This is a genomic window from Microbacterium rhizophilum (assembly GCF_039605615.1).
In the GTDB taxonomy this organism is placed as follows: Bacteria; Actinomycetota; Actinomycetes; order Actinomycetales; family Microbacteriaceae; genus Microbacterium; species Microbacterium rhizophilus.
In genome coordinates, this window is the sequence record NZ_JBCNUN010000004.1 from 65,103 (window position 1) to 89,137 (window position 24,035).

General features: G+C 72.2%; 27 protein-coding genes and 3 tRNA genes. 13 read left to right on the forward strand and 17 right to left on the reverse strand.

Annotation, left to right across the window (positions count from 1 at the left end):
• Positions 1 to 24: 24 nt before the first annotated feature.
• Positions 25 to 101 (forward strand) — tRNA-Ile (locus AAD528_RS08755).
• A gap of 42 nt (positions 102 to 143) precedes the next feature.
• Here the strand turns inward: AAD528_RS08755 and AAD528_RS08760 are convergent.
• Positions 144 to 518 (reverse strand): META domain-containing protein, encoded by a 375-nt coding sequence (locus AAD528_RS08760; RefSeq protein ID WP_345751691.1) that lies wholly within the window; start codon positions 516 to 518, stop codon positions 144 to 146.
• 92 nt (positions 519 to 610) lie between these two features.
• Between AAD528_RS08760 and AAD528_RS08765 the strand changes: the two genes are divergently transcribed.
• A tRNA-Ala gene (locus tag AAD528_RS08765) sits at positions 611 to 683 on the forward strand.
• Between the two features lie 24 nt (positions 684 to 707).
• Here AAD528_RS08765 and AAD528_RS08770 read toward each other — a convergent pair.
• Together AAD528_RS08770 and AAD528_RS08775 are read right to left on the reverse strand one after the other, a co-directional pair.
• The gene (locus AAD528_RS08770; protein WP_345751692.1) at positions 708 to 1,463 is read right to left on the reverse strand and encodes a hypothetical protein; all 756 of its coding nucleotides are present in this window, start codon (positions 1,461 to 1,463) and stop codon (positions 708 to 710) included.
• Between the two features lie 57 nt (positions 1,464 to 1,520).
• The gene (locus AAD528_RS08775; RefSeq protein WP_345751693.1) at positions 1,521 to 2,504 is read right to left on the reverse strand and encodes an endonuclease/exonuclease/phosphatase family protein; all 984 of its coding nucleotides are present in this window, start codon (positions 2,502 to 2,504) and stop codon (positions 1,521 to 1,523) included.
• A 216-nt stretch (positions 2,505 to 2,720) separates the two neighbouring features.
• Here AAD528_RS08775 and AAD528_RS08780 point away from each other — a divergent pair, with 216 nt between their 5' ends.
• The 4 genes from AAD528_RS08780 (at position 2,721) to aroQ (ending at position 4,801) form a co-directional block, all read left to right on the forward strand.
• On the forward strand, positions 2,721 to 2,891 hold the full coding sequence (locus AAD528_RS08780; RefSeq protein WP_345751694.1) for a CsbD family protein: 171 nt from the start codon (positions 2,721 to 2,723) through the stop codon (positions 2,889 to 2,891).
• A gap of 111 nt (positions 2,892 to 3,002) precedes the next feature.
• A complete protein-coding gene (locus tag AAD528_RS08785) occupies positions 3,003 to 3,869 on the forward strand; it encodes an LLM class F420-dependent oxidoreductase (protein WP_345751695.1) in 867 nt (288 codons plus the stop codon).
• A 53-nt stretch (positions 3,870 to 3,922) separates the two neighbouring features.
• Entirely contained in the window at positions 3,923 to 4,351 is a 429-nt protein-coding gene (locus AAD528_RS08790) for an NUDIX hydrolase (protein ID WP_345751696.1), read from the forward strand.
• A gap of 9 nt (positions 4,352 to 4,360) precedes the next feature.
• Positions 4,361 to 4,801 carry a type II 3-dehydroquinate dehydratase gene (gene aroQ, locus AAD528_RS08795; RefSeq protein WP_345751697.1) on the forward strand — a complete coding sequence of 147 codons (441 nt, stop codon included), beginning with the start codon at positions 4,361 to 4,363 and terminating at the stop codon, positions 4,799 to 4,801.
• Here aroQ and AAD528_RS08800 read toward each other — a convergent pair.
• Both AAD528_RS08800 and AAD528_RS08805 read right to left on the reverse strand, forming a co-directional pair.
• Positions 4,791 to 5,318 carry an aminoacyl-tRNA deacylase gene (locus tag AAD528_RS08800; RefSeq protein ID WP_345751698.1) on the reverse strand — a complete coding sequence of 176 codons (528 nt, stop codon included), beginning with the start codon at positions 5,316 to 5,318 and terminating at the stop codon, positions 4,791 to 4,793. The two genes, aroQ and AAD528_RS08800, sit on opposite strands and share 11 nt — an antisense overlap.
• Positions 5,315 to 5,827, reverse strand: coding sequence for a DNA helicase (locus tag AAD528_RS08805; protein ID WP_345751699.1), 513 nt, complete (start codon positions 5,825 to 5,827; stop codon positions 5,315 to 5,317). Before AAD528_RS08805 ends, AAD528_RS08800 begins: the two co-directional genes overlap by 4 nt.
• 148 nt (positions 5,828 to 5,975) lie before the next feature.
• Here AAD528_RS08805 and AAD528_RS08810 point away from each other — a divergent pair, with 148 nt between their 5' ends.
• Both AAD528_RS08810 and AAD528_RS08815 read left to right on the forward strand, forming a co-directional pair.
• Complete coding sequence (locus tag AAD528_RS08810; RefSeq protein WP_345751700.1) at positions 5,976 to 6,533, forward strand: peptidylprolyl isomerase; 558 nt, start codon at positions 5,976 to 5,978, stop codon at positions 6,531 to 6,533.
• A gap of 40 nt (positions 6,534 to 6,573) precedes the next feature.
• Positions 6,574 to 7,449, forward strand: a complete 876-nt coding sequence (locus tag AAD528_RS08815; protein ID WP_345751701.1) for a rhomboid family intramembrane serine protease — start codon at positions 6,574 to 6,576, stop codon at positions 7,447 to 7,449.
• 131 nt (positions 7,450 to 7,580) lie between these two features.
• Here the strand turns inward: AAD528_RS08815 and AAD528_RS08820 are convergent, their stop codons facing one another.
• A complete protein-coding gene (locus tag AAD528_RS08820) occupies positions 7,581 to 7,835 on the reverse strand; it encodes a cell division protein CrgA (RefSeq protein ID WP_345751702.1) in 255 nt (84 codons plus the stop codon).
• Positions 7,836 to 7,870: 35 nt separating this feature from the next.
• Between AAD528_RS08820 and AAD528_RS08825 the strand changes: the two genes are divergently transcribed.
• Together AAD528_RS08825 and AAD528_RS08830 are read left to right on the forward strand one after the other, a co-directional pair.
• Entirely contained in the window at positions 7,871 to 8,641 is a 771-nt protein-coding gene (locus AAD528_RS08825) for a class E sortase (RefSeq protein ID WP_345751703.1), read from the forward strand.
• Positions 8,641 to 8,796, forward strand: a complete 156-nt coding sequence (locus AAD528_RS08830) for a hypothetical protein (RefSeq protein ID WP_345751704.1) — start codon at positions 8,641 to 8,643, stop codon at positions 8,794 to 8,796. The genes AAD528_RS08825 and AAD528_RS08830 overlap by 1 nt, the downstream gene beginning before the upstream one ends.
• A gap of 15 nt (positions 8,797 to 8,811) precedes the next feature.
• On the opposite strand, the gene pknB is transcribed toward AAD528_RS08830, so the two are convergent.
• The 7 genes from pknB to AAD528_RS08865 are packed head-to-tail and all read right to left on the reverse strand — an operon-like array spanning position 8,812 to position 17,904.
• Positions 8,812 to 10,596, reverse strand: coding sequence for a Stk1 family PASTA domain-containing Ser/Thr kinase (gene pknB / locus AAD528_RS08835; RefSeq protein WP_345751705.1), 1,785 nt, complete (start codon positions 10,594 to 10,596; stop codon positions 8,812 to 8,814).
• Positions 10,597 to 10,654: 58 nt separating this feature from the next.
• Complete coding sequence (locus tag AAD528_RS08840; protein WP_345751706.1) at positions 10,655 to 12,472, reverse strand: serine/threonine-protein kinase; 1,818 nt, start codon at positions 12,470 to 12,472, stop codon at positions 10,655 to 10,657.
• The gene (locus tag AAD528_RS08845) at positions 12,469 to 13,929 is read right to left on the reverse strand and encodes a peptidoglycan D,D-transpeptidase FtsI family protein (protein ID WP_345751707.1); all 1,461 of its coding nucleotides are present in this window, start codon (positions 13,927 to 13,929) and stop codon (positions 12,469 to 12,471) included. Before AAD528_RS08845 ends, AAD528_RS08840 begins: the two co-directional genes overlap by 4 nt.
• The gene (locus AAD528_RS08850; protein ID WP_345751708.1) at positions 13,929 to 15,305 is read right to left on the reverse strand and encodes an FtsW/RodA/SpoVE family cell cycle protein; all 1,377 of its coding nucleotides are present in this window, start codon (positions 15,303 to 15,305) and stop codon (positions 13,929 to 13,931) included. The genes AAD528_RS08845 and AAD528_RS08850 overlap by 1 nt, the downstream gene beginning before the upstream one ends.
• Positions 15,302 to 16,621, reverse strand: a complete 1,320-nt coding sequence (locus AAD528_RS08855) for a PP2C family protein-serine/threonine phosphatase (protein ID WP_345751709.1) — start codon at positions 16,619 to 16,621, stop codon at positions 15,302 to 15,304. Before AAD528_RS08855 ends, AAD528_RS08850 begins: the two co-directional genes overlap by 4 nt.
• 12 nt (positions 16,622 to 16,633) lie before the next feature.
• Complete coding sequence (locus tag AAD528_RS08860; RefSeq protein ID WP_345751904.1) at positions 16,634 to 17,158, reverse strand: FHA domain-containing protein FhaB/FipA; 525 nt, start codon at positions 17,156 to 17,158, stop codon at positions 16,634 to 16,636.
• A 5-nt stretch (positions 17,159 to 17,163) separates the two neighbouring features.
• Positions 17,164 to 17,904 (reverse strand): FHA domain-containing protein, encoded by a 741-nt coding sequence (locus AAD528_RS08865; RefSeq protein ID WP_345751710.1) that lies wholly within the window; start codon positions 17,902 to 17,904, stop codon positions 17,164 to 17,166.
• A gap of 173 nt (positions 17,905 to 18,077) precedes the next feature.
• Here AAD528_RS08865 and AAD528_RS08870 point away from each other — a divergent pair.
• Positions 18,078 to 18,161: transfer RNA gene (locus AAD528_RS08870), tRNA-Leu, on the forward strand.
• 48 nt (positions 18,162 to 18,209) lie between these two features.
• Here AAD528_RS08870 and AAD528_RS08875 read toward each other — a convergent pair.
• Together AAD528_RS08875 and AAD528_RS08880 are read right to left on the reverse strand one after the other, a co-directional pair.
• Positions 18,210 to 18,851 (reverse strand): response regulator, encoded by a 642-nt coding sequence (locus AAD528_RS08875; protein ID WP_345751711.1) that lies wholly within the window; start codon positions 18,849 to 18,851, stop codon positions 18,210 to 18,212.
• Positions 18,848 to 20,557 carry a GAF domain-containing sensor histidine kinase gene (locus AAD528_RS08880; protein ID WP_345751712.1) on the reverse strand — a complete coding sequence of 570 codons (1,710 nt, stop codon included), beginning with the start codon at positions 20,555 to 20,557 and terminating at the stop codon, positions 18,848 to 18,850. Before AAD528_RS08880 ends, AAD528_RS08875 begins: the two co-directional genes overlap by 4 nt.
• A gap of 106 nt (positions 20,558 to 20,663) precedes the next feature.
• Between AAD528_RS08880 and AAD528_RS08885 the strand changes: the two genes are divergently transcribed.
• A complete protein-coding gene (locus AAD528_RS08885; protein ID WP_345751713.1) occupies positions 20,664 to 21,428 on the forward strand; it encodes a universal stress protein in 765 nt (254 codons plus the stop codon).
• Between the two features lie 303 nt (positions 21,429 to 21,731).
• Complete coding sequence (locus AAD528_RS08890; RefSeq protein WP_345751714.1) at positions 21,732 to 21,938, forward strand: cold-shock protein; 207 nt, start codon at positions 21,732 to 21,734, stop codon at positions 21,936 to 21,938.
• Positions 21,939 to 22,023: 85 nt separating this feature from the next.
• Here the strand turns inward: AAD528_RS08890 and AAD528_RS08895 are convergent, their stop codons facing one another.
• Positions 22,024 to 23,307, reverse strand: a complete 1,284-nt coding sequence (locus tag AAD528_RS08895) for a hypothetical protein (protein ID WP_345751715.1) — start codon at positions 23,305 to 23,307, stop codon at positions 22,024 to 22,026.
• Between the two features lie 2 nt (positions 23,308 to 23,309).
• On the reverse strand, positions 23,310 to 23,981 hold the full coding sequence (locus tag AAD528_RS08900; RefSeq protein WP_345751716.1) for an HAD hydrolase-like protein: 672 nt from the start codon (positions 23,979 to 23,981) through the stop codon (positions 23,310 to 23,312).
• Positions 23,982 to 24,035 lie beyond the last annotated feature (54 nt).

Here is a 24,035-nt window from a genome sequence, read left to right on the forward strand (position 1 = left end):
TGAGGACGCGAGTCCTTCCCTCTTGGGGGTATAGCTCAGGCGGTTAGAGCGCTTCACTGATAATGAAGAGGTCCCAGGTTCAAGTCCTGGTACCCCCACCATCGAGAGCCTTCGCAGACGCGGAGGCTCTTCGCGTATCCGGATCAGCCCTCGCGCTCGATGCGGGGGAGCCGGCGGATCTCCTGGCCCGCCTCGTCGAACAGGATGAGCGCGTTCCCGTCGACCGCCGCGGACGTCGCCCACGGCTCGACGACGTCCGTGCCCTCCGCGCACGCCATCCGCGTCTGCGCGAGGTCGCCGAACTCGATCCGGTCGCCGTCGATCGTGCCCTTGCCCGTGAGCCGGTTGCAGCCGTCGCTGCCGACGACCGTGCCGTCGTCCGAGATCGTGACGTTCGGCCCCGGCTCCTCGCCCCAGCTGCCGGCCGGCGATGCGCCGCCGGCGCCGGACGCGCACGCGGTGAGGATCAGGAGGGCGGCGGCCGCGAGGCCCGTCGCGGCGAGACGTCGCATGCTCATGCCCGCATCCTGGCATCGCGTCGCGCATCCTGACAACGGCACGTGAGGGGCCGCGCGGCGGCCATGTAAACTCTCGGAGGATCTTCCCGTCCGGGGCCTTAGCTCAGTTGGTAGAGCGCCTGCTTTGCAAGCAGGATGTCAGGAGTTCGAATCTCCTAGGCTCCACTCCACTTCACATCACCGCGCCGCTCAGTCGGCGTCGAGGAAGACGCCGATGCGGTCGCCGTCCCTCACGAACTGCAGCGCGTCGCCGGGGTACCGGGCGCGCAGCTCCTCGGGCGCGCCGCTGTCGGCGATCATGCTCACGATCGCCGGGAACGCACCCACGCGGCATCCGGCGTACATGTTCCCGCTGACCGACCAGCTCGTGGTGTCGGCATCCGGCTCGGGCAGGTCCTCCGCCGCGACGGCCGCGAAGCAGTCGGTGCCGCCGGAGGTGCCGAACCCGCCGGTCGTCTCGAACAGGATCAGGCCGTGGAACTCGTACACGGCCGAGCTGGGCCCGGCGCCGAACCAGCCGGAAGGGACCTCGAGGGCGGACGACGGATCGAGGGTCGCGATCTGCGGCGCCCCGCTCGAGACCGCGACGGGTGAGATCACGGTGAGCCCATACGCGGCGCCTCCCGCCAGCGCGGCGGCGGCGACGACCGTCGCCGCCCACGTCACGCGGAGGCGTCGCGACAGCGGGGGAGGGCTCGCCGGCGGCGGTGGGTCGGCGGGCGTGGGCGCGATCGCGGCGAGGGGCTCCTGCGGGAGCGGCGCCTCGGGCGCGGGATCGGAAGGCGGCGCGTCGTCGTCGGGGAGCGGTGGCGCCGGGCGCAGGGTCGACAACCCCTCCAGCTCCCGAAGGCGGCGCAGCGCGGCGGGATCCCGGTCGATGTCGGCGGCGGGGCCGAAGGCGCGAGCCCGCAGGAGGCGCAGCTCGGCGCGCGTGTCGGCGTCCATCGTGTGCATGCTCTCACGCGCCCGACTCCGCGGCGGCCAGGGCGAGATCCGTGCCGATCACCGCGCGTCGAGCACGGCGACGATGGGACGGTGATCGCTGCCCGCGTCGTCGAAGGACGTGAGCACGGCGGCCCCGCGCACGTCCCAGTCCGCTCCGACGAGGACATGGTCGATCGGAGAGCCCAGCCACGCCGGCGCGAACGCCGGCCAGCTCCCGGTCGCCGCCGCGTTCCCCTCCCGCGCGGCGTCCCGGCAGCCGCCGGTATAGGACGACAGGTGGTCGAGCGTCGCGTTCAGGTCGCCGGCGACGATCACCGTGGAGTCCTCGCAGCGGTCGGCGACCCACTGCATGCCGGCGCGCCACTCGTCGATCGAGTCCGGCAGCGGCGGGATGAGGTGGGCGGCGGCGATCGCGGGGCCCGTCCCGTCGACGGGGAGCCACAGGCCGCTGGACATCTTCGGGGACGAGCCCGCCTCGGCGTCGATCCGATAGTCGCCGAGCTCCGAGGCGACGAGCAGCGAGGTCGGGAGGTGCGGCACGTCGTCCGTGCCGACGGTCGTGTCGACGCGCATGGCCTTCCCCTCGATCGCGAGGAGCCGCGCCACCTCGCCCGCGGTCTCCTCGCCGGTCTCCGGCAGGCTCACGATGTCGGCGTCGGTCTCGAGCACGAGCCGGACGATCGACTCGGGAGACGCGCCTCCCCAGGTGTTCCAGGCGACGACCACCAGGTCGCCCTCGGGGATGGACGCGTCGCCACCGCGCGCGAGCAGCACCGCGCCGTTCGCAAGAGACGCCGCGCCCAGCACCACTGCCAGCCCGGCCGCCACGCCCCGGCGCCGGCGCCGCAGGGCCACCGCCAGCAGGACGAGCGCGCCGAGTCCGAACCCGATGGCCAGGGGCGCCCGGAACGAGAGCGCGTGCGCGATCACCGGAACCGTCTCGGCGTGCACCGCCTGAGGCCAGACGAACAGCAGGGCGACCGGCGTGCCGATCGCGAGGGCGCCGAAGAGCCTCGGCCATGTGCGCTTCGTGCTCGGCACGCGTCCTCCTCCGTGGCCCGCCCCACGGCGGTCTCGCCAGGATGTCAGGCGTTCGAGTCGCGGCGGTTACGCGAAGCGAAAGCCTCGCGCGCCCGACGAGGCGCATCTAGCGCAAGATCGCTCCGCGCGCGACCCCCGTGCCCGATCGGACCCGCCCGCCTAACGTGGGGGATCCGGGTAGAACCCGGGACCATCCGTCACGGAAGGAGCCAAGACATGGGACTTGACGACAAGATCGAGAACACCGCCCAGGACCTCTCCGGAAAGGCCAAGGAGGGCGCCGGCAAGGCGACCGACGACGAGCGCCTCGAAGCCGAGGGCCAGGCCGACCAGACCGGCGCCAAGCTGAAGAAGGCCGGCGAGAACATCAAGGACGCGTTCAAGTGATCCGATGATGCACCGAGGATGGCCGCTCCCGTGAGGGGCGGCCATCTTCCATGTCCGAGCGTTTCCGGCGCAACCGGCCCCGGACCCGCGCAGCGGGCATAGCCTGACCGCATGCAGGCAGGCCTTCACTTCTGGAATTACTCGCTTCCCGGATCCCCGCAGAGCACGCCCGCCGTGCTCGCCGAGACCGCGCGCACCGCCGAGCAGGGCGGATTCGCCCAGTTCACCGTCATGGACCACTGGTTCCAGATGGAGCGCGTGGCGCCCGCGTCCGAGCCGATGCTCGAGGCGTACACGACTCTCGGCTTCCTCGCCGCGCAGACCTCGACCATGCGTCTCGGAACCCTCGTGACGGGTGTCACGTACCGCCATCCGGGTCTCCTCGCGAAGACCGTCACGACGCTCGACGTCCTGAGCGGCGGGCGCGCGATGCTCGGGATCGGCGCCGCCTGGTACGACCGCGAGCATCACGCGCTGGGCGTGCCGTATCCGCCGATCGCGGAGCGCTTCGAGCGGCTCGAGGAGGCCCTGCAGATCGTCCTCCAGATGTGGAGCGAGGACGACGGGCCCCACGAGGGCGCGCACTACGCGCTGGCCGAGACGCTGAACAGCCCGCAGGCCGTGCAGCGGCCGCACCCGCCGATCATGATCGGCGGGAAGGGCGAGCGCAAGACGCTGCGCATCGCGGCCCAGTACGCGCAGATCGTGAACCTCACGTCTGCGGATCCCGACGAGGTCTCGCACCTGCTGGACGTGCTCCGCGGTCACTGCGACCGACTCGGCACCGACTACGACGCGATCGAGAAGACCGTGATCGCCTCGTCGGCGGACCCCTTCGACGCGGGCTTCCTGCCGCAGATGGAGCGCCTGGCGGGCCTCGGCATCACGCAGGTCGTGCTGGGCAACCGCCCGCAGGACGCCGTGGGCGGCGCCGCGCGGGTCGCCGATGAGGTGCTCCCGGCCCTCGCGGCGCTGTAGCGATCGCCGGTCACCGCGCGGGTGCGCGTCCGGGGCCTCGCTAGGCTGACCCCATGGACATGCGCGTCGCCGCCTACTGCGTCATCGTCGACGACGAGGACCGGGTGCTGCTGACGCGCTGGATCGAGGGCCGCGTGCCGGCGTGGTCGCTGCCCGGCGGCGGCCTCGAGCCGGGAGAGGACCCGGCGGACGCCGCCCGACGCGAGGTGTGGGAGGAGAGCGGCTACCAGGTGCGCCTCGACGGTCTGCTCGGCGTCGACTCCCACGTCGTGCCCGCCAGGAAGCGCCTGGCGCAGGGCGCATCCGTCCCCCTCCACGCCCTCCGCATCGTCTACCGCGCCACCGTCACGGGCGGCACTCTGACTCACGAGGTGGACGGGTCCAGCGACATGGCGGAGTGGATCCCGCTGACGAAGGTGCGCGGCATCGAGCGCACCAGCCTGGTCGACATCGCGCTGCGCATGGCCGGCATCCAGAACTGAAGGAGCGACGTGACCCAGCGACTGCTGCTCGTGAACGGGCCGAACCTCAACCTGCTCGGCACCCGCGAGCCCGAGATCTACGGATCCGACACGCTCGAGGACGTCTTCGCGCGCGCCACGGCGATCGCGACCGAGGTCGGCCTCGATCTGCGCGGGTTCCAGAGCAACCACGAGGGCGCCCTGATCGACGCGATCCATGAGGCGAAGGCCGACTGCGACGGCATCGTGATCAATCCCGGTGCGTTCACGCACACGTCCGTCGCCCTGCGCGACGCGCTCACAGGCGTCGCGCTGCCGTTCGCCGAGGTGCACATCTCGAACGTGCACGCGCGCGAGCCGTTCCGCCACCACTCGTACCTGTCGGACGTCGCCAGCTGCGTGATCGTCGGTGCGGGTGTGCAGGGCTACGAATTCGCGATCCGTCGCCTCGCGACGATCCTCAGCGCCTGATCGTCTCCACCGGATCGCTGAGGTCGGCGACCGTCGCGGCATAGGCCTCGATGAGGGCATCCGCGTCGACGTACAGCGTCCAGCCGTGCGCGCCGGCGCCCATCGAGACGCGGCGACCCACGATGCGCTCGTCCGCGTACACGGGCCAGTCGGTCGAGCTGCCGAGCGGCGTGATGGTGCCGCGCTCGTAGCCGGTCGCCTGCAGCGCGAGCTCGGGCTCGGGAAGGCGCAGCCTGTTGGCCCCGAGCAGCGCCCGCAGCTTCGGCCACGAGATCGAGCGGTCGCCGGGGATCAGGGCGAACAGGTAGGCGTCGTCGCCGCGTCCCTTGACCACGAGGGTCTTGACGATGTCGGCGGGCGTGATGCCCCGCAGCGCGGCAGCCTCCTCGAGGGAGGATGCGCGCGGCGACGCCTGCACCTCGATCGCGAGGCCGCGCTCGGCGGCCGCGTCCCGCACGCGACGCGTGGCGGCGTCCTCCGCAGAGGATGCCGCCACGTCGATGTCGTCTGAGCTCACGCGTCGGGAGAGGCGAGCGGGTCGTCCGCGACCCACAGCTCGTCGTCCGCGCGGAGCGTCTGCCACGCCGCATAGAGCACGGCGGCCGCGGCGGCGATGCCCAGCACCAGGGCGATGATCGGCCCGGCACTGCGCTTCTTGGGCTGCACGACCGGCGCATGACCGGAGAGCTTCAGGCGCGTCTCGTTCGCGACGTCCCACGCGGAGAGGGCCTTGCCGACGGCACCGCCGACGACCGGCACGACGCGCTTGTCGATGAACGCCTTCGAGGCCTTGCGGCTGGAGTCCACGTGCGGCGCGACGCGGTCGACGACCGGCTCGAGGTACTCGTGGTACTTCCGATCGATGACCGGCGCGATCTGCTCGCGGTTGAGGTGGCCGACCTGGCGGCCGGCCTGGCGCGCGACGTCCCCCGCTCCGGCGAGCACGACCTGCTGGGCCTCCCACAGGTGGGCGGCGGACTCCTGCAGCTTGCGGAGTTCCTTCTTGCGCTTCTTGCTGAGGCTCATGTTGGTTGCCCTCCCTGTCGCTGGGGATGTGGTGTTCCCCCATCCTGCCAGATCGCCCGTTCAGCGGCAGAGGGTTGCCGTATTCCATCAGGCTGAGGTAGGCACCGTCGAGCGGGCGCGTGCGCCGCTCCTCTGAGAGAATGGGGAAATGCCTCAGCACACTGCCGTCGCCACGTTGCACACCAACCACGGCGACATCCTCGTCAACCTCTTCGGCGACCACGCGCCGAAGACCGTCCAGAACTTCATCGGCCTCGCCGACGGATCCGGATCCTGGACCGACCCCGCCACGGGCAAGCCCGGCGAAGGCGCGCTCTACAAGGACGTGATCTTCCACCGGATCATCCCGGGCTTCATGATCCAGGGCGGCGACCCGCTCGGTCAGGGCATCGGGGGTCCCGGCTACACGTTCGACGACGAGATCAGCCCCGAGCTCGACTTCAACGCCCCCTACAAGCTCGCGATGGCGAACGCCGGCAAGCGCCCCAACGCCATCACCGGCCGCATGAGCGGCACGAACGGCTCGCAGTTCTTCATCACGACCGACCCGACGCCGTGGCTGATGGGCAAGCACACCATCTTCGGCGAGGTCGTCGACGACGCCTCGAAGGCCGTGGTGGACGCGATCGCCCAGGTCCCGACGGGGGCGCAGGATCGCCCGGTCGAGCCGGTCGTCCTGCAGTCGGTCGAGATCGCGGCGGTCTGACGACCGCCCGACGCGTCCCGATCACGCCGCCTCCGCCGCCGTGACCACCACCGACTTCTCGCGCGATCCCGCGAACTTCTGCTACCGGCATCCGGACCGGATGAGCTTCGCGCTGTGCCAGCGATGCCAGCGCACCATCTGCCCGGAGTGCCAGACGCAGGCCGCCGTCGGGGTCATCTGCCCCGAGTGCCTGCGCGATCAGCAGCGCTCGCGGACGCCCGCGCAGAAGCGCGCCCAGCGCCGGTGGGGTCGCGGCGGCGCCGTCGCGGCGCGGGCGGGCGCCGCCCCCGTCACCAACTGGATCGTCGGCGTCACCGCCGCCATGTTCCTGCTCGACCAGCTGCTGCGGCTGATGGGCATCCAGATCCAGCCGTGGCTCGCGTTCTGGGCGCCGCGGCTCTACCCGCAGCTCGGCGTGTTCGAGCCGTGGCGCGTGGTGACGTGGCTCGTCGTGCACAGCACCTTCATCCACGTCGGCCTCAACCTGCTGTCGGTGTGGATGATCGGCCGGCTGCTCGAGCCGATGCTCGGGCGGTGGCGATACCTCGCGCTGTATCTGATCTCGGGCCTCGGGGGCGCGGCCGCCGCGGCGCTGCTCGCGTTCGGGACGCCGGTCGTCGGCGCCTCGGCAGCGCTGTTCGGCCTTCTCGGGGCGCTCGTGGTGATCGGCCGCCACCTGGGCGGCAACGTCACGGGGATCCTGATCATCCTCGGCATCAACCTGGTCGCCGGATTCCTGTTCGGCGGCATCTCGTGGCAGGCCCACGTCGGCGGTCTGGTCGCGGGCACGGCGGTGGGCTTCGTGTTCGCGACGACGCGGCGTGCCGACCAGACGCGGCGGCAGCTCGTGCTGCTGGGCGCGGTCGTCGTGGCGCTCATCGGCCTGCTCGTCCTCGCCGGCGCCCTCTACCTCTGACGGAGTTATCCACAGGGTTATCCCCCGCTGGGGATGAATCACACCGGTGTAATTCCTGTAGCGGCACCCCGGAACGCGGAAGCGCCCGGCGACCGGAGTCGTCGGGCGCTTCCGCGTTGGAAGAGCGGAGGCTACCGCCAGCGCGTGGTCATCAGGAAGCCGATGAAGGCGATGCCGAATCCGATCACGAGGTTCCAGCCCTCGATGCCGGGGATCGGGAACTGCATGCCCGACAGGTAGAACACCAGGATCCAGACCAGGCCCAGCAGCATGAAGCCGATCATCACGGGCTTGAACCAGACGGGGTTCGGGGAGGCGTCGGCGCCGGGGCGCTCGACGAGCTCGTCGTCGCCGGATCGGCGGGCGGGCTTCTCGGATCGTGCCATGGGAGACATCCTACCGGGCCGGTTAAGCTGATCCCGTGACGTCCACCGCGCAGACCCGGCGCGCCCGGCGCCCGCGCGGCAACGCGACGTTCGCGAGCGTCCTCGGCGAGATCCTCGTCACGCTCGGCATCGTGATCCTGATGTACGTCCTGTGGCAGATCTGGATCGGCGACGTCATCTACTCGTCCCAGCACAACGCGCAGGCGGCCGAGCAGTCGCGCGAGTGGGCGCAGGTCGAGCCGGCCGGGCCAGCCCCCACGCCGACGGTGGACCCCGAGGCGGGCACGCCCTGGTACGAGCCGCCCGAGATGCCGCAGGCCGCCGACACCGAGAAGTTCGCCGTCATGCGGGTGCCGCGGTGGGGCGACGACTACGCCGTGAACATCGCGGGCGGCGTGACGCGCTCCGGCACGCTCGACCACATCGGCATCGGGCACTACCTCGACACCGAGATGCCGGGCGAGGTCGGAAACTTCGGCCTCGCGGCGCACCGCACGACCTTCGGCGCGCCGTTCGCGAGCCTGCAGACGCTGCGGGTCGGCGATCCGATCGTGGTCGAGACGAAGGACGGCTGGTACACGTACCGGTTCCGCACGCTCGAGTACGTGCATCCGTCGGCCTACGAGGTGCTCGCGGACGTGCCGCAGGCGCCGGACGTGCCGAGGGGCGAGCGCTACATCACCCTCACGAGCTGCTCGCCGAAGTACGCCATGACCGAGCGCCTCGTGGGATACGGCGTGTTCGAGTCGTATCTGCCGCGCTCGACCGGCGAGACGCCGCCCGCGCTGACCGAGGAGCTCATCTGATGTACGCCGCGCTGTGGCGCCTGCTCCCCGGTCCCTGGTGGATCCGGGTGCTGATCCTGCTCGTGCTGCTGGGCGCCGTGCTCTACGGGCTGTTCTTCCACCTGTACCCGTGGATCGCGATGACCTTCGTCCCCGACGAGGTCACGGTCGGATAGCTCCCGGCGGGAGCGTCACTCCCCGCCGGAGTCGCCCTCGCCGGAGTCGCCCTCCGCGGCGCAGTACCGCAGCTGCACCGTCGATCCCACCGGCACGTCGCCGGGCGGGGCGGACTGGGTCTGCACCTCGTCACCGGCAGACGCGGGGCACGTGTCGAGGGGGAAGGTGTTGACCGTCAGCCCCAGATCCTCGAGTTCGCTCTTCGCCGCGTCGAGCGCGAACCCGGCGTAGTTCCGGATGGTGACGCGTCCGGAGGCCACGACGAGATCCACCGTCGCTCCCTCGGTGAGCTCGTCTCCCTCGAGCACCTCGCGACCGCTCGCCGAGGCGGAGATGACCATGCCCTCCTTCAGGCCCGGATCGTTCTCCGGGCTGATCGATCCGACGGTCAGCCCGGCGTCGGTGATCGCGTCGCGCGCCTCCTGCTCGGTGAGACCGTCGAGCGCGGGCATGGCGGCCATCTTCACGCCCTCGGAGACCACGACCGTGATCTCGGTCCCGGGCGTCACGGATTCGCCGGCGGTCGGATCCGTGCGGATCACGACGCCCTCGTTGACGGTGTCGCTCGGCTCGGTCTCGGGGATCGCGGTGAGATCCTCCGCGGCGAGATCCTCGGTGGCGCGCTCGAGCGTCGTGCCCGTGACGTCCGGGATGATCCGCGCGTTGGCCGGCACCTCCGTCAGGGGGCGGGTGGTGACCACCCAGAACAGCACGGACGCGACGAGCACCGCCAGCAGGGCGACGCCCGCCCAGATCCACGCGACGGGCGGACCCGACTGCGTGCGGGTCATGGTGTTGTCGGTCGACAGCTGCCGCAGCGAACGGGCGGTCTCCGCCGCCTGCCGCGGGTTCGGCCCGTAGAGCTCGTTCGTCAGCGCGCCGAGCTCGCGCTTGGACGGCGCCCGGCCGTCGGATGCGGCATCCAATGCCTCGCGGAACGTCGCGGCATCCGGGAAGCGCTGGAACGGATCCTTCGCGAGCGCGCGCAGCACGACCGGATCGAAGGCCTTGGGCGAGTCGGGATTGACCTGCGACGGCGTCGTCGGTGTCTCGCTCACGTGCTGGTACGCCACCGCGACGGGCGAGTCGCCGCGGAACGGCGGCCGACCCGTCAGCAGCTCGTACAGCACGATCCCCGTGGAGTACACGTCGGCACGGGCGTCGACCGGATCGCCCTTGGCCTGCTCCGGGGAGAAGTACGCGGCCGTGCCGAGGATGGTCGTGGTCTCGGCGACCGTGGAGGAGCTGTCCGACACCGCGCGGGCGATGCCGAAGTCCATCACCTTCACCTGGCCGGCGTCGGTGATCATGACGTTGCCCGGCTTGATGTCGCGGTGCACGACGCCCGCCCGGTGCGAGTACTCGAGCGCCTCGAGGATGCCGTCGACGTAGCGGGCGGCGTCGTCCGCCGGCACGGGACCCTGGGCGACGATGTCCTTGAGCAGCGTGCCGTGGACGAGCTCCATCACGATGAACGGGATCGGCCGCTCGCCATTGGCATCGGCGGCGACGTCCTCGCCGGCGTCGAACACGCGCACGATGGCCTGGTTCGCCATGCGCGAGGCCGCCTGGGCCTCCAGGCGGAAACGCGTGCGGAACGCGCTGTCGCTCGCCAGATCGCGCTTGAGGATCTTGATCGCGACATCGCGGCCGAGGGTCTGGTCGTAGCCGCGGTAGACGCTCGCCATGCCGCCGCGGCCGATCAGCTCGCCGACGCGGTAGCGGCCGCCGAGGACCCGGGAGTCGTCGGCGTGCTCGCCACCCAGACGCTCCCGCGTGGAGCGCTGCTCGTCGGTCATGGATCCCCCCGGATCTGACATGGTTCGCTTCCCGGGAGCCGCTGTGCTCCCGGCGGCCTCAGCCGTTCGCTCCCGCGCCGTCGTTCGGCGCCTCGGTGCTGGTGTCGTTCTCATCCGTGCCCGGGTCCGGCGCCGGCACCGCGCGGGCCTGCCCGACGTCGGATCGATCCGAGTCCCGAGCGGATCCGCCCTCGGGACCGGAGCAGTGCGCGAGGTACGTCGCAGTGATGTCGCCCGGCTGCTGGACGTTGATGCCGGAGGAGAGGCGATCCGCGGGGAAGTCGCGCTCCTGCAGGCCCTGGGCGAATCGCGCGGGGCCCTCCAGCGTCACGGTGTAGCCCGTGACCGTGCCGGTGCCGCTCGGGCAGTTGAAGACGCCCCAGCGGACGGTGGCCTCCTCGCCCACGACCACCTCGGTCGCCGTGGCGCCGTTCTGCTCGAACGTCGGCGCGGCGGAGGGCTTGCCGACCGCCGCCATCGGCCCGTAGGCGCGTGCGGTGATGTTCGCACCGGGGGCCTGGAAGCCGCGCGGCGACCAGTCGTAGATCGTGTGCTCCAGGTCGGTCGACGGCGCGGGGGTGTCCTCCTCGCACGACCAGCCGAACTGGCCGGCCTCGGCGAGGATGCCCTCGCCGTCGGCGCATGTGGCGCCCTCGAGCGGCAGCGCGCTGATGTCCACGAGCTCGGGCGTGGGCGTCGGGGTGTCCGACGGCGTCGGCGCCTCGGACGGCTCCGACACGGTCGGCTTCGGAGAAGGCGTCTGCTCGGTCGCGCCGAACAGATCATCGCCGAACAGCGCGTAGACCGCGCCGCCGAGCACGACGAGCAGCAGCAGGATGAGCGCCACCAGCGGCCACGTCCACGGGCTGCGCTTCTTCTTCCGACGCTCGGGCGCGGGCGGCTCGTCGCCGCCCACCGGCACCGGCGTGGTGCGCGGCATCATGCGCGTGGCGCTGTCGTCGCCGGGCGAGAGCAGCTGCGTGAAGGCGTCGTCGCCGCCGCGGGACAGCGCGGCGCCCGCGGCGATGGCCGGCACGGCCGCGGCCGCCGCTGCGACGTCTCCGCGGCGCAGCGCGTTCGAGGCGCGCGCGACCACGGCGGCGGAGGCCGGACGGTCCTCGGGCTTCTTCGCGATCATCGCGAGCACGAGGTTGCGGACCGGCTCCGGGATGTCGTCGGGCAGCGGCGGGGGCTGCTCGTTGATCTGCGCCATCGCGATCGCGACCTGCGACTCGCCCGTGAAGGGGCGGCGTCCGGCCATCGACTCGTAAGCGACGATGCCGAGCGAGTAGATGTCGGTCGCGGGCGAGGCGGGGTGGCCCGACGCCTGCTCGGGCGACAGGTACTGCACGGTGCCCATGACCTGGCCGGTCGCCGTGAGCGGCACCTGGTCGGCGATCCGGGCGATGCCGAAGTCGGTGATCTTGACGCGGCCGTCGGGTGTGATGAGCAGGTTGCCGGGCTTGATGTCGCGGTGCACGAGGCCGGCCGCGTGCGCGGCCTGCAGCGCCGAGGCGGTCTGCGCCACGAAGTCGAGCGTGCGCTCGGGCGGCAGCTTCGTCTCGCGCTCGAGCACGGTGGACAGCGCCTCGCCGGGCACGAGCTCCATCACGAGGAACGCGGATCCGTTCTCCTCGCCGTAGTCGAAGACGCTCGCGATGCCCTCGTGGTTGACGAGGGCGGCGTGGCGGGCCTCGGCGCGGAAGCGCTCGAGGAAGCCCGGGTCGCCCATGTACTCGTCCTTGAGGATCTTGATGGCGACCGTGCGGCCGATCACGTGGTCGGTGGCCTCCCAGACCTCGCCCATGCCGCCGATCGCGATCCGCGAGTTCAGCTCGTACCGTCCGCCGAAGGACACGCCCTGTGTTGGCCTCATCTGCTCAGCACCGCCTCCATGACCTTCTTCGCGATCGGCGCCGCGATCGTGTTCCCGCTGCCCGACTGACCCTGTCCGCCGCCGTCTTCGACCAGCACGGCCACCGCGACCTCGGGGTCGTCGGCCGGCGCGAATCCCGTGAACCAGAGGGTGTACGGGTTGTCCCCGCCCATCTCCGCGGTTCCCGTCTTCCCGGCCACGTCGACGCCGTCTATTCTTGCACCCGTCGCCGCGCCGTCCTGGACACTCGAGACCATGGCGGCCGTGATCAGATCGGCCGTCTCCCGGTCCATGGCGTCCCCGAAGGGCGACGGCGAGAACGACTGCTGCACCGACAGGTCGGCGCCGACGACCTCGTCGACCGCGTACGGGTTCATGACCTCGCCGCCGTTCGCGATGCCGGCCGCGACCATCGCGATCTGCAGCGGCGTCGCCTGCACCTGGCCCTGGCCGAAGCCGCTCAGGGCGGTCTGGGCGTCGTCCGAGATGCCCGCCGGATAGGTCGACGTCGCGGCGCGCAGGGGCGTCGTGAACTCGTGGTTGAAACCGAAGCGCTCGGCGGTCTCGCGGATCGCGTCCGCGCCCAGCTTCGCGGCCAGCTCGGCCATGGGCACGTTGCAGCTGAGCCGGATCGCCGTCGCGATCGTGGTCGTCTTGCCCGGACCGCACGTCGTGCCGCTGGCGTTGTGCACGGTGTTGGTCGACTGCGGGAGCGTGTACGTCTCGGGGTTGGGCAGCTCGGAGTCGGCGTCGAAGTCGCCGGACTCGAAGGCGGCGGCCGCGACGACCAGCTTGAAGGTCGATCCGGGGGGATTGACGTCGCCTGCGAGCGCGCGATTCTCCAGCGGTCGCAGCGGGTCGCCCTCGAGGTCCGCGTAGGCGGCGTTCGTGGCGTCCGGATCGTGCGCGGCGAGCGAGTTGGCATCGAAGCCGGGCGTCGAGACCATCGCGAGGATCCTGCCGGTGTCCGGCTCGATCGCGACCACGGCGCCCGTGAGGCCGCCGAGCGCCTCGTAGGCGGTGCGCTGCACGTCGGGGTCGAGCGTGAGCAGCACGCTGGATCCGCGGGGCGGCTGGCCCGTGACGATCTGGTCGATGCGGGAGAAGAACGCCGATCCGGCCGTTCCCGACAGCTCCTGGCTCATCACCTGCTCGAGGCCGGTGGCCGAGTCGAGCGTCGGGTTCAGGAAGCCCGTGAGGTGCGACCACATGGCCGAGTCGGCGTACTGCCGCTGCCACACGTAGACGTCGCCGCTCGGCACCGAGGTCGCGATCTCGCGACCGCCGGCGATGAGCGCGCCGCGCTGCGTCTCGAAGCTGTCGAACAGCGTGCGGCGGTTGCTCGGCTCGTCGGCCAGCGCGTTCGCCTGGAACACCTGGATCGCGCTGGTCGAGCCGAACAGCGCGAGGAACATCACCAGCACGATGATGCTGAGCCTGCGGAGCTCCTTGGTCATCAACCGATCACCGCCCTGGGCTGCTGGCGCACGGCGTCGCTGATGCGCAGGACGATGCCCACGATCAGCCAGTTGGCGAGCAGTGACGACCCGCCCGCCGCGAGGAAGGGCGTGGTCAGGCCCGTCAGCGGGATGAGCCGCGTCACGCCGCCGACCATGATGAACACCTGCAGCGCGAGCGTGAACGACAGGGCCACCGCGAGCAGCTTGCCGAAGTCGTCCTGTCCCGCCACGCCGATCCGCAGGCCGCGCGCGACGAACACGAGGTACAGGCAGAGGATCGCGAACAGGCCCACGAGGCCCAGCTCCTCGCCGAGGCTCGGGATGATGTAGTCGCTCTGCGACACGGGGGTGAGGTACGGCCGGCCGAGGCCGAGTCCCGTGCCGAGCAGGCCGCCGTGTGCGAGACCGAAGATGCCGTTCACGAGCTGGAAGCTGCCGCCGTCCGCCTCGTAGAGCGCCGGATCGAACGCGCCGAGCCACGCGTCGAAGCGCCCGCGCACATAGGGCAGGACGTAGGACGCGGCGACCGCGCCGCCCACGGCGAGGATGACGCCGATCAGCACCCATCCGGTCTTGCCGGTCGCGACGTACAGCGTCGCGACGAACATGCCGAAGATGAGAAGACCCGTGCCGAGGTCGCGCTGCGCGACGATGATGACCATCGACACGAGCCAGATCACGAGCAGCGGGCCGAACTCGCGGGCGCGGGGGAACGTGAAGCCCAGCACGCGCCGGCCGGTCGACGTCAGGCTCTCGCGCGTGCGCACCAGGTAGCCCGCGAAGAAGATCGCGAGGCAGATCTTGGCGATCTCGCCCGGCTGGAAGTTCACGCCCGCGATCGAGACCCAGACGGTCGCGTTGCCGCCGCCGTTGATGAACGGGATGAACGGGAGGATCAGCAGGATCAGACCGGTCAGCCCGAACACGAAGGTGTAGCGGAACAGCACGCGGTAGTTGCCGAGGGCCCACACCAGGGCGCCGGCCGCGAGGATCGAGACCGCGGCGAAGATCAGCTGCTTGGTCGCCGCGCCCTCGTCGACGCCCTGTACCCCGGAGATCCCGAGTCGGTAGATCATCGCGATGCCGAGCCCGGTCAGCAGCGTCGCGATCGGCACCACGAACGGATCGGCCTGCGGCGCGCGCAGGCGCAGCACGACGTGCAGCGCGAGCACCAGCAGCGCGAGCAGGCCCTCGGCGACCAGCACACCCGACTCGATGCGCCCGAGCTCGCCGAGCTGCGACAGGGCAGTGGCGCCGAGGCTCAGCGCGATCGCGAACAGCAGCAGGAACAGCTCGCGGTTGCGCTGCGGCTGCGGCTGGCGCACCTTGCGGAGCGCCTTCAGCACGGTGGTGTCGGCGGTGATCCCGGTCATCCGTCGCCTCCCGGGGTCGGCGTCCCCGTCGGGGTCGGCGAGGGCTGGGGCGACCCGCTGGGCGCGGGCTCGGGCGGCTCGACGACCACCGAGTCGCGCAGCCGGTCGACGATCGCCTCCGCGTCAGCGCGCGACCGCGCGCTGATCGTGAACTCGACGCGGGCGCGCTGGTACGGCGACAGGTCGGCGAGCAGGATCTCCGTGTCCTCGGACGGTGAGGAGAACGGGATCGGGCCGATCGACTGCTGGATGCCGCGGTAGATCACGACCGAGTCGTCATCGGCGCCGACGTAGTAGCGCGTCTGCGTCCAGCTGTAGAAGACCGCGAATCCGCCGGCGATCGCCGCGGCGATCAGCACGAGCACCACGACCACGCCCACGCGACGGCGCCGGGCGCGGCGCCGGTCCTCCTCGATGAGCTCCTCGAGGTACTCGGGCTCGGGCTCGAAGTGCGTGGGCTCGTTCGCGGCCTGGCGGTTCGGGTGCAGCCAGCTCGCGGGGAGCAGGGGACGCGCGATGATCGCGGGGACCGCGACGCCCTGCGGGTTCGAGGCGGATCCGACGATGGTCGCGGTGCCGCTGACGAGCGGGTGCTGACCGCCCACGTCCACCATCACGATGGTGACGTTGTCGGGCGCGCCGCCGTCGAGCGCGTACTTCAGCAGCATGTCGGCCGTGCGGCCGGGCGGCAGCCCGAGGCGCAGCGCCTTCTGGATGTGCGCCTCGTCGACCACGCCGCTCAGTCCGTCCGAGCACAGCAGCCAGCGGTCCCCTGGACGCGTCGGCATGATGAAGGTGTCGACCTCGGGGTCCGGATCCATGTCGCCCAGCACGCGCATCAGCACCGAGCGCCGCGGGTGGTACCGGGCCTCCTCGGGCGTGATTCGGCCGGAGTCGACCAGGCGCTGCACGAAGGTGTGGTCCGTCGTGATCTGCGTGAGCGCCTCGTCGCGCCACAGGTAGATGCGCGAGTCGCCGATGTGCGCGATGACCGCGTACTCGTCGACCATCGCGACGGCGCTGACGGTCGTGCCGAGGCCCGCGAGCTCGGGACGGCGGGCCACGAGGTGGATCAGGTCGCCCGCCGTGGCGCCGATGGTCTCGCGCAACGCGACCTCGGCCTCCTCGGGCGTGGCGAAGATGTGGTCGAGCTCCTGCAGCGCGCCGACCGCGACGCTCGAGGCGACGTCGCCTCCCGCGTGGCCGCCCATGCCGTCGGCCACGACGAACAGGTTGGATCCGGCGTATCCCGAATCCTGGTTGTTCGATCGCACCTTTCCCGTATGAGAGAGGGCGGCACTCGATCCCACGAACATGGCGGCGGGGGCTTACTTCCGCAGCTCGAAGGTCGTGGCGCCGACCTTGATGGGGGTGGACGTCTGCACCGGCACGGGCGAGTTCGGCGAGACGCGCTCGCCGCCGTGGAACGTGCCGTTGGTCGACTCGAGATCCTGCAGCATCCACTGCTCGCCCCACAGCACGAGACGCGCGTGCTGGCTCGAGGTGTAGTCGTCGCGGATCACCAGGCCCGCCTCGCTCGAGCGGCCGATCGTGAGCGGGTCGGTGCCGAGGGGCAGCTCCAGGCCGGCCTTGGGACCCGACGTGATGACGATGCGCGAGGCGGTGGTCGTCGTCGCGGGGCCGGCCGGCGCGGCGCTCGGCGCGGGGGCCGGACGCTGCGGGGACGCCTTGGCCGGCGCGGCCTTGGAGGAGGCGCGCCCGGCGGCCTCGGGCATCCGGCGCACGCGCACGCCGAACACGTCGGAGCGCAGCGCGAAGACCACGGCGAAGACGAACAGCCACATCAGCAGCAGGAAGCCGACCTGCAGCAGCAGCAGCGTCAGCGAGCTCAGCTCCGTCACGACCAGTCCCCGTTCTGCGGCAGGATCCGGGTCGACGTCGTGCGCTCGTCGCGCGACGGCGGGGTCTGGGGCGCCGCGAGCGGCACGACGTGGAACACGATGTCGGTGCGGCCGATCGTGACGGTCTGACCGTCGTTCAGGCCGGACTGCTTCACGGGCCGGCCGTCGAGCTTGGAGCCGTTGGTCGAGCCGAGGTCGCGCACCATCGCGCGCGCGCCGTCCCAGAGGATCTCTACGTGCGCGCGGCTGGTGCCGGGGTCGTCGACCGTGATGTCGGCGTCGCTGCCGCGCCCGAGCACCGTGCGCGCCTTGACCAGCGGGTGGCGGCGGCCGTTCACGTCCACGACGGCACGCCACTCGACGCGGCCCTCCGCCGTGTTCGAGTCGACCGCGACCGTGCCCGTCGTGATGGACTCGTCGGCGCGCAGCGCGATGCGCAGCGGGCCGGCGAGGCTGTAGCCCTGCGCGGACGCGTGGCTGCGCAGCATCGTGTCGAGCTCGGTGATGAGCGCGCCGCCGAGCGAGCGCATCCGCTCCTCGTCGGCGGGGCTCAGCCGCACGGTCAGCTCGTTGGGGACCAGGATGCGGTCGCGCGCCACGACGGCGGCCTTCGTGTCGAGCTCACGACGCAGCGCTGAGGCGATCTCGACCGGCTGAATGCCGCTGCGGAAGGTCTTCGCGAACGCGCGGTTGACGGCGCGCTCGAGGCCCTGCTCGAAGCTGTCCAGTAGTCCCACGGGTCTCCTCAGTCCGGCCGACCGGTAGGCACATCGTAGCCAGCAAGACTGGGCGGCGCCCTTCCGGCCGCGGCTCGGCGCCGGAAAGGGGCGCGGCGGCGGGCCGCCTCGGTTCGCGTGCGATCCGAGCCCGTGATATCCTCGGAAAGTTGAGTCCGGAGCGATCCGGTCTCGCGCGAGTGGCGGAATAGGCAGACGCGCTGGCTTCAGGTGCCAGTGCCCGAAAGGGCGTGGGGGTTCAACTCCCCCCTCGCGCACACAGCGACACGAAGGCCCCGGCGGAAGCCGGGGCCTTCGTCGTTCCGTCAGCGGCGGGCGTGCGACGTGGCGTAGACGGCGGCCTGCGTGCGGCGCTCCATCCCGAGCTTGGCGAGCAGCGCCGAGACGTAGTTCTTCACGGTCTTCTCCGCGAGATCGAGCCGCTCGCCGATCTGCCGGTTGGTGAAGCCCTCGCCGATCAGGCGCAGCACCTGGCTCTCGCGCAGCGTCAGTGCGGGCCTCGGCTCGTCGCCCGCACGGGAGGTCACGGTCTTCTCGACGCTCGCGACGACCCGCCGCGCGACCGCCGGGGAGACGAGCGAGTGACCCGCCGCGACCCGCCGGATGGCGTCGGCGAGGCTCTGGCCGCGGATGTCCTTCAGCACGTAGCCGGCGGCGCCCGCGAGCACCGCCGCGGTGCTCGCCGCGTCGTCGTCGTACGCCGTGAGCATGAGGCACGCGACGTCCGGATGCGCGGAGCGGATCGTGCGGCACAGCTGGATCCCGTCCCCGTCGGGGAGCCGCACGTCGAGCACGGCGACATCGGGGACGATCGCGGACAGGCGCACCAGAGCCTGCTGCACCGATCCCGCCTCGCCCACCACCTCGAGGTCGCGCTGCGCGTCGAGCAGGTCCGCGATTCCGCGGCGCACGATCTCGTGGTCGTCGACCAGGAACACGCGTGTCACGCGCGTCTCCTCTCCGCCCCGCTGCGGGAGTCCGGCGCGGAGAGGGGAGCCCGCCAGAACGCGCGCGTGCCGCCGTCGTCGCCGGGGCCGAGCTCGAACACGCCGGCGCGTCGGCTCGCGCGGTCGGCCAGGTTGGCCGTGCCGCTGCGTCGTCCGGTCTCCGCCGACAGCCCGATGCCGTCGTCGGTCACGGTCACCGTGACGGCCTCGTCGTCGACCGCCACCTCGACCGACACCAGGTCCGCCGAGGCGTGGCGGGCCGCGTTCGCGAGGCACTCGCGCACGACCGCGACGACGTCGTCCGCGAGGCCTTCCGTGACCATCAGGTCGACGGCGCCCGTGAAGGAGAGGCGGGGAGTGCTGCTCAGGGCGTCCGCGAGCTCCGTCGCGACGTCGAGCACGCGGCGGCGGGTGGAGGCGTCCTCGTCGCTGCGCCGCGCGGTGAGCGCGAAGACGGCGGTGCGGATCTCTGCGATCGCGCCGTCGATCGCGTCCACCTGATCCAGGATCCCGCTCGCGGCCTCCGGATGGCGTGCGGCGAGCGACTGCAGCGACAGGCCGGCGCCGAACAGGCGCTGGATCACCTGGTCGTGCAGATCCCGTGCGATGCGGGCGCGCTCGTCGGCCAGCTCCAGGCGCTGCCGGTCGGCGCGCGCCTGCGTGAGCTCGACCGCGAGACCGACCTGGCTCGCGAAGTCGGCGGCGAGGTCCACGTCTTCGTTCGTGAACCTCGCGCCGCCCCGCGAGCGCGACAGCGTGAGCGCGCAGATGGGCTCGCCCGACACCACCACGGGGATCACCATGGTCGGGCCCATGTCGGCCTCGATCGAGATCGCCGCGGGGCTGCGCGCGGCGAGCACGGGGCGCCCCGACGACAGCGCCCGATCGACGAGCGAGCCGGCCCGCGGATAGCGCCGCCCCTCCAGCGGATCCGATCCCACGCCGCGCGCGGTGTGGACGAGCAGCTCGTCGCCGTCCGCGCCGCCGACGCCCGGCAGCGGCAGGATCACGCACGCCAGGTCGGACCCGACGAGGGTCGCCACGCGCGCGAGCACGACGCCGGTCACGTCGCCGATGTTCTCCGACAGCAGCGCCGAGGACACCTCGGCGAGCGCGGCGCTCCAGCGCTGGCGGCGCCGCGCCTGCTCGAACAGGCGGGCGTTCTCGAGCGCCACGCCCGCGTTCGCGGCGAGGGCGCTCGTCAGCTCCTCGTCCTCGTGCGTGAAGTCGCCGTCCGCTCGCCCCGACAGGTACAGCGCGCCGTAGGCGCCGCGCGGGGCCCGGATCGGCAGGGCGAGGAATCCCGTCCCGTCCACCTCGGCGGAGGCGATGCCGACCGCCTGCGGATCGCGCTCCACGCGTTCGACGCGCGGCGGACGTCCGCTCTCGAGCGCGTCGGCCAGCGGGACGGACGCGGCGCCGGCGTCCTCCGGTTCCCGCGCGCGGATGATGCGCTCGACCGTGCCGTCGTCGTCGAACACCGCGACGGCGCCGCTGCGCGCGTCCACGAGGCTCACGGCGGCGTCCACGATGCGCTGCAGCACGTCATCCAGATCGAGCGTCTCGGTCACGGAGCGATACGCCGCGAGCAGGGCGCGCATCCGGCTCTTCGTCGTCAGCACGCGCTGGGCGTCCTGCACCAGCTGCGCGATCGTGCGCTCCAGCTCGGTGCGCGGCACCTCCGCGAAGCCCAGCTCGTCGCTCACCCGCACCTCCTCCAAGGAGATATCCCCGTCGGGTGAGATTAGTCCCAAACCGGCGGGACCTTCGACCCTGTTGACACGGCCGCGTCCGTCCGATGCTGGTTCCCGCATGACATCCGACACCCTCCCCCCGCGCCGCATCGTTGGCGTCGACGGCTTCCCCCCGAGCCTCGCCGCGCTGCGATGGGCGGCATCCCGCTCCGAATCGGACGGAGCACCCCTCGTCCTCGCGCATGTCGCGGTCCCTCAGGACGAGAGCGGCGTCGGCGAGACCCTGCTCGCCGACGCCGCTCATTCCCTCCGCGCGGAGCACCCGGACCTCGCGGTGCAGCGGCTCCTGCTCGAGGGGCCGGTGTGGCGCGCGCTCGCGCGCGCGGCGACCCCGCACGACACGATCGTGATCGGCAGCGGCAAGGACGAGTACGCCCGCGGGCGCACTCGCGGATCGCTCGGCGTGCAGCTGGCGATCGCCGCGCCGTGCGCCGTCGCGGTCATCCCCGACATCGACCTGCGCTTCCGCCGCGGCGTGGTCGCGGGCATCGGACGCCCCGAGGGGGCCGGGCCCATCGCAGCCGCGATCGCGGCGAACGCGCCGGGTCGCCCGGTCACGCTGGTGCACGCCGCGTGCGCCGAGCGGTGCACCGCGGGCCTCGACGCCGCCGAGGCGCTGCTGGCGGCGAGCGACGCCGGCGTCGAGGTGCGCCGGCGCGTGCTCTCCGGCCCCGCCGCCGAGGCGCTGCTCGACGCCGCGCTCGACAAGGAGCTGCTCGTGCTCGGCCCCGGCGCGGACGGCGACGCGCGCCCCCCGATCGGCGCCGTGGCGCACGACGTGCTCGTGAACGCGAACGCGCCGATCCTGCTCACCAGGCGGTGACGGCGGCCGCGCTCGGACTGCCCGGGCATGTCCACCGAATGGGGGACAAATCGGCGGGTCTTCCGATACTCTTTCCCTGACGCCCCCCAATGGTCGTCCGGCCCTCACTGAATCCCCCCTTCGGTGAGGGCCGTTCTCGTTTCCCGGGGCGCGACGCGGAGATGCGGGCCGGATGCTCCCGCCAGGCGGTGCAACGGTTACGTCACGAAAAAAACATCCCTACCCCTTTACAGGTGACTCCGTTACCGTGGGGAGGGTCGGCACGATTCTCGGGCCGGTTTCAATCAAGAAGAACGGCAGTAAATGGCTACGCAGGGCACCGTCAAGTGGTTCAACTCGGAGAAGGGCTTCGGCTTCATCTCTCCCGACGAGGGCGGCTCTGACGTCTTCGCTCACTACACCGCGATCGAGTCTTCCGGATACCGCTCGCTGGAGGAGAACCAGCGCGTGGAGTTCGAGATCGCGCAGGGCCCCAAGGGCCTGCAGGCGGAGAACATCCGCCCCATCTGATCCACGATCTCTCCAAGTCGGCCGCTGCGGCGGTCCGACGACAAGGGCTCGGTGCTTCGGCACCGGGCTCTTTCCTTTGCCCCGGTCAGTCCGGGCCGTCGGCGGGGGCGAGGCCTTCGCGGCGGTAGTCCGCGAGGGCCTTCGCGTCCTCGGCGTGGCGGATCGCGCGGCGCGCGGCGTCGAGCGCCGCCACCGGATCCTGCATCTGCCGAGCGTCCGCGAGCTCCTGCCGCGCGGCGTCGAGCCGCACGCGGGCGTCGAGCCCCGCGGACCGGGCCGGCAGCGCGGTCTCCGCCCGGGCGATCGCGCTGCGGGCCGCCGCGAGCGTGCCGGGCAGGGCGCTGCGGGCGCCCCGCAGGCGCTGCTGCGCGGTGCGGGCGTCGGCGAGGGCCGCGTCGAGGCGCTCCCGCACGCGGGCGATCGCCTCGTTGGCGGACACGGGACGGCGCGCGGCCGTCGGCGCGATGCGGTCGACCTCGCCGTGGGCCCACCGGATCTCGTCGCCCAGGCGCTCGGACTCGTCGGGCGGCAGCGCCGACCGGATGCCCGTGGCGGACCGGATGGCGCCGCGGGCATCCGCGACCTCGTCCGCTACCGCGAGTCCGGCCTGGATCACCAGCCGGTGCGCCTCCTCAAGCGCGCGCGACTCCGCGTCCGCTCGGCGCAGGGCGCGTTCGGCCGCGGCGAGGTCCTCGAGCGCCGAGCGGGACGGATCCGCGGCTCGCGCGCGGGCGGCGGCCAGGTGCCGCTCGGCGTCGGCGACCGCGGCGTGTGCCGCCTCCGTCGCGCGCTCGGCCTCGGTCCACTCCGACCGGTCGGCGCGCTCCTCCAGCTCGCGCAGCAGCGCGTCGGGGTCGCCCATGCGCGCGCGCAGCTCGGCGAGGCGCCGCTCTGCGGCGGTCACCTGATCCGCGGCGGTGACGTGCCGGTCGATCCAGGCCCGATGCTCGGCGCGCGCGCCCGCGATGGTCGTCGTGGTGCGCTCGATGCGGTGCAGCAGGTCGCGCGCCCGCCGGTCGATCGTCGCGGCGGCGGTCTCCGCCGCGAGAAGGTCGCGGTACGCGGCGAACGCCTCGTCGCGCGTGTGCTGGGCGGTCATCCGCGCGCGACGCAGGGACGCCGGTGCGCCGCCCCCGTAGAGCGCGCCGGACAGGCCGACCTCGAGCTCGAGCTCGTCGATCGCGTCATCGAGGCGCACCAGCGCGGCTCCGGCCCGTTCGGTCGCGGCGGCGGCGCGACCCCGGGCGCGCGGTCCGCGGCGCGCGTGGCGCACCAGCAGGATCACGACGAGCACGAGCACCGCCGCGGATCCGAACACGACGAGCGCGGGGACGATCCATCCCAGCGCGTCGGGCTCGGGCGCGCCCACGCTCAGGCTCCCGACAGGAGCAGCTCGCGCAGCTGGGTCGCGTCGTCGACGACCGCCTGGGCGCCGTCCTCCTCGCCGGGGGAGCCGAAGCCCCATCGCACGAACACCACCGGCACGCCGTGCACGGCCGCGCCGTCGACATCGTGGTGCCGGTCGCCGATCAGCACGGGGCGCGACGTGTCGATGCCCGCCGCGGCCAGGCCCTCGAGCGCGCGGCCCAGCACGTCCGACTTGGTGTCAAGCACATCGGCCTCCGGGCGCGCGCCCACGATCGCCGTGAACGCGTTGTCGAGCCCGTAGTGCGTGAGGATCGCCTCGACCTGGTTCTGGGGCTTGGTGCTGGCCGTCGCCTGGGGCACCCCGGCCTCGTGCACCTCGCGGATCAGCTCGGGCACGCCCGGGTACAGCGCGACGGACGCGGCGTAGCCGTCGCGCGAGGCGAGCGCGCGGTACGCCGCGACGGCCTCGGTGGCCTGCTCCGTGGAGAGGAGCGCACGCGTCTGGAACGACTCGAGCAGCGGCGGGCCGATCCAGTGCCGCAGCTCGGCGGCGGCGGGCGTCGTGCGCCCCATCGCGGTCAGCACCTCGGTGATCCGCGGCAGGATGCCGGCCGACGCGTCCGCCACCGTCCCGTCCACGTCCCAGAGGATGCAGGACCAGGGCGAGGACGTCATGCCCCTCAGCCTAGTGAGAGGCGCGTGCGCGTCAGGCCCGTGCGAGCGACGCGA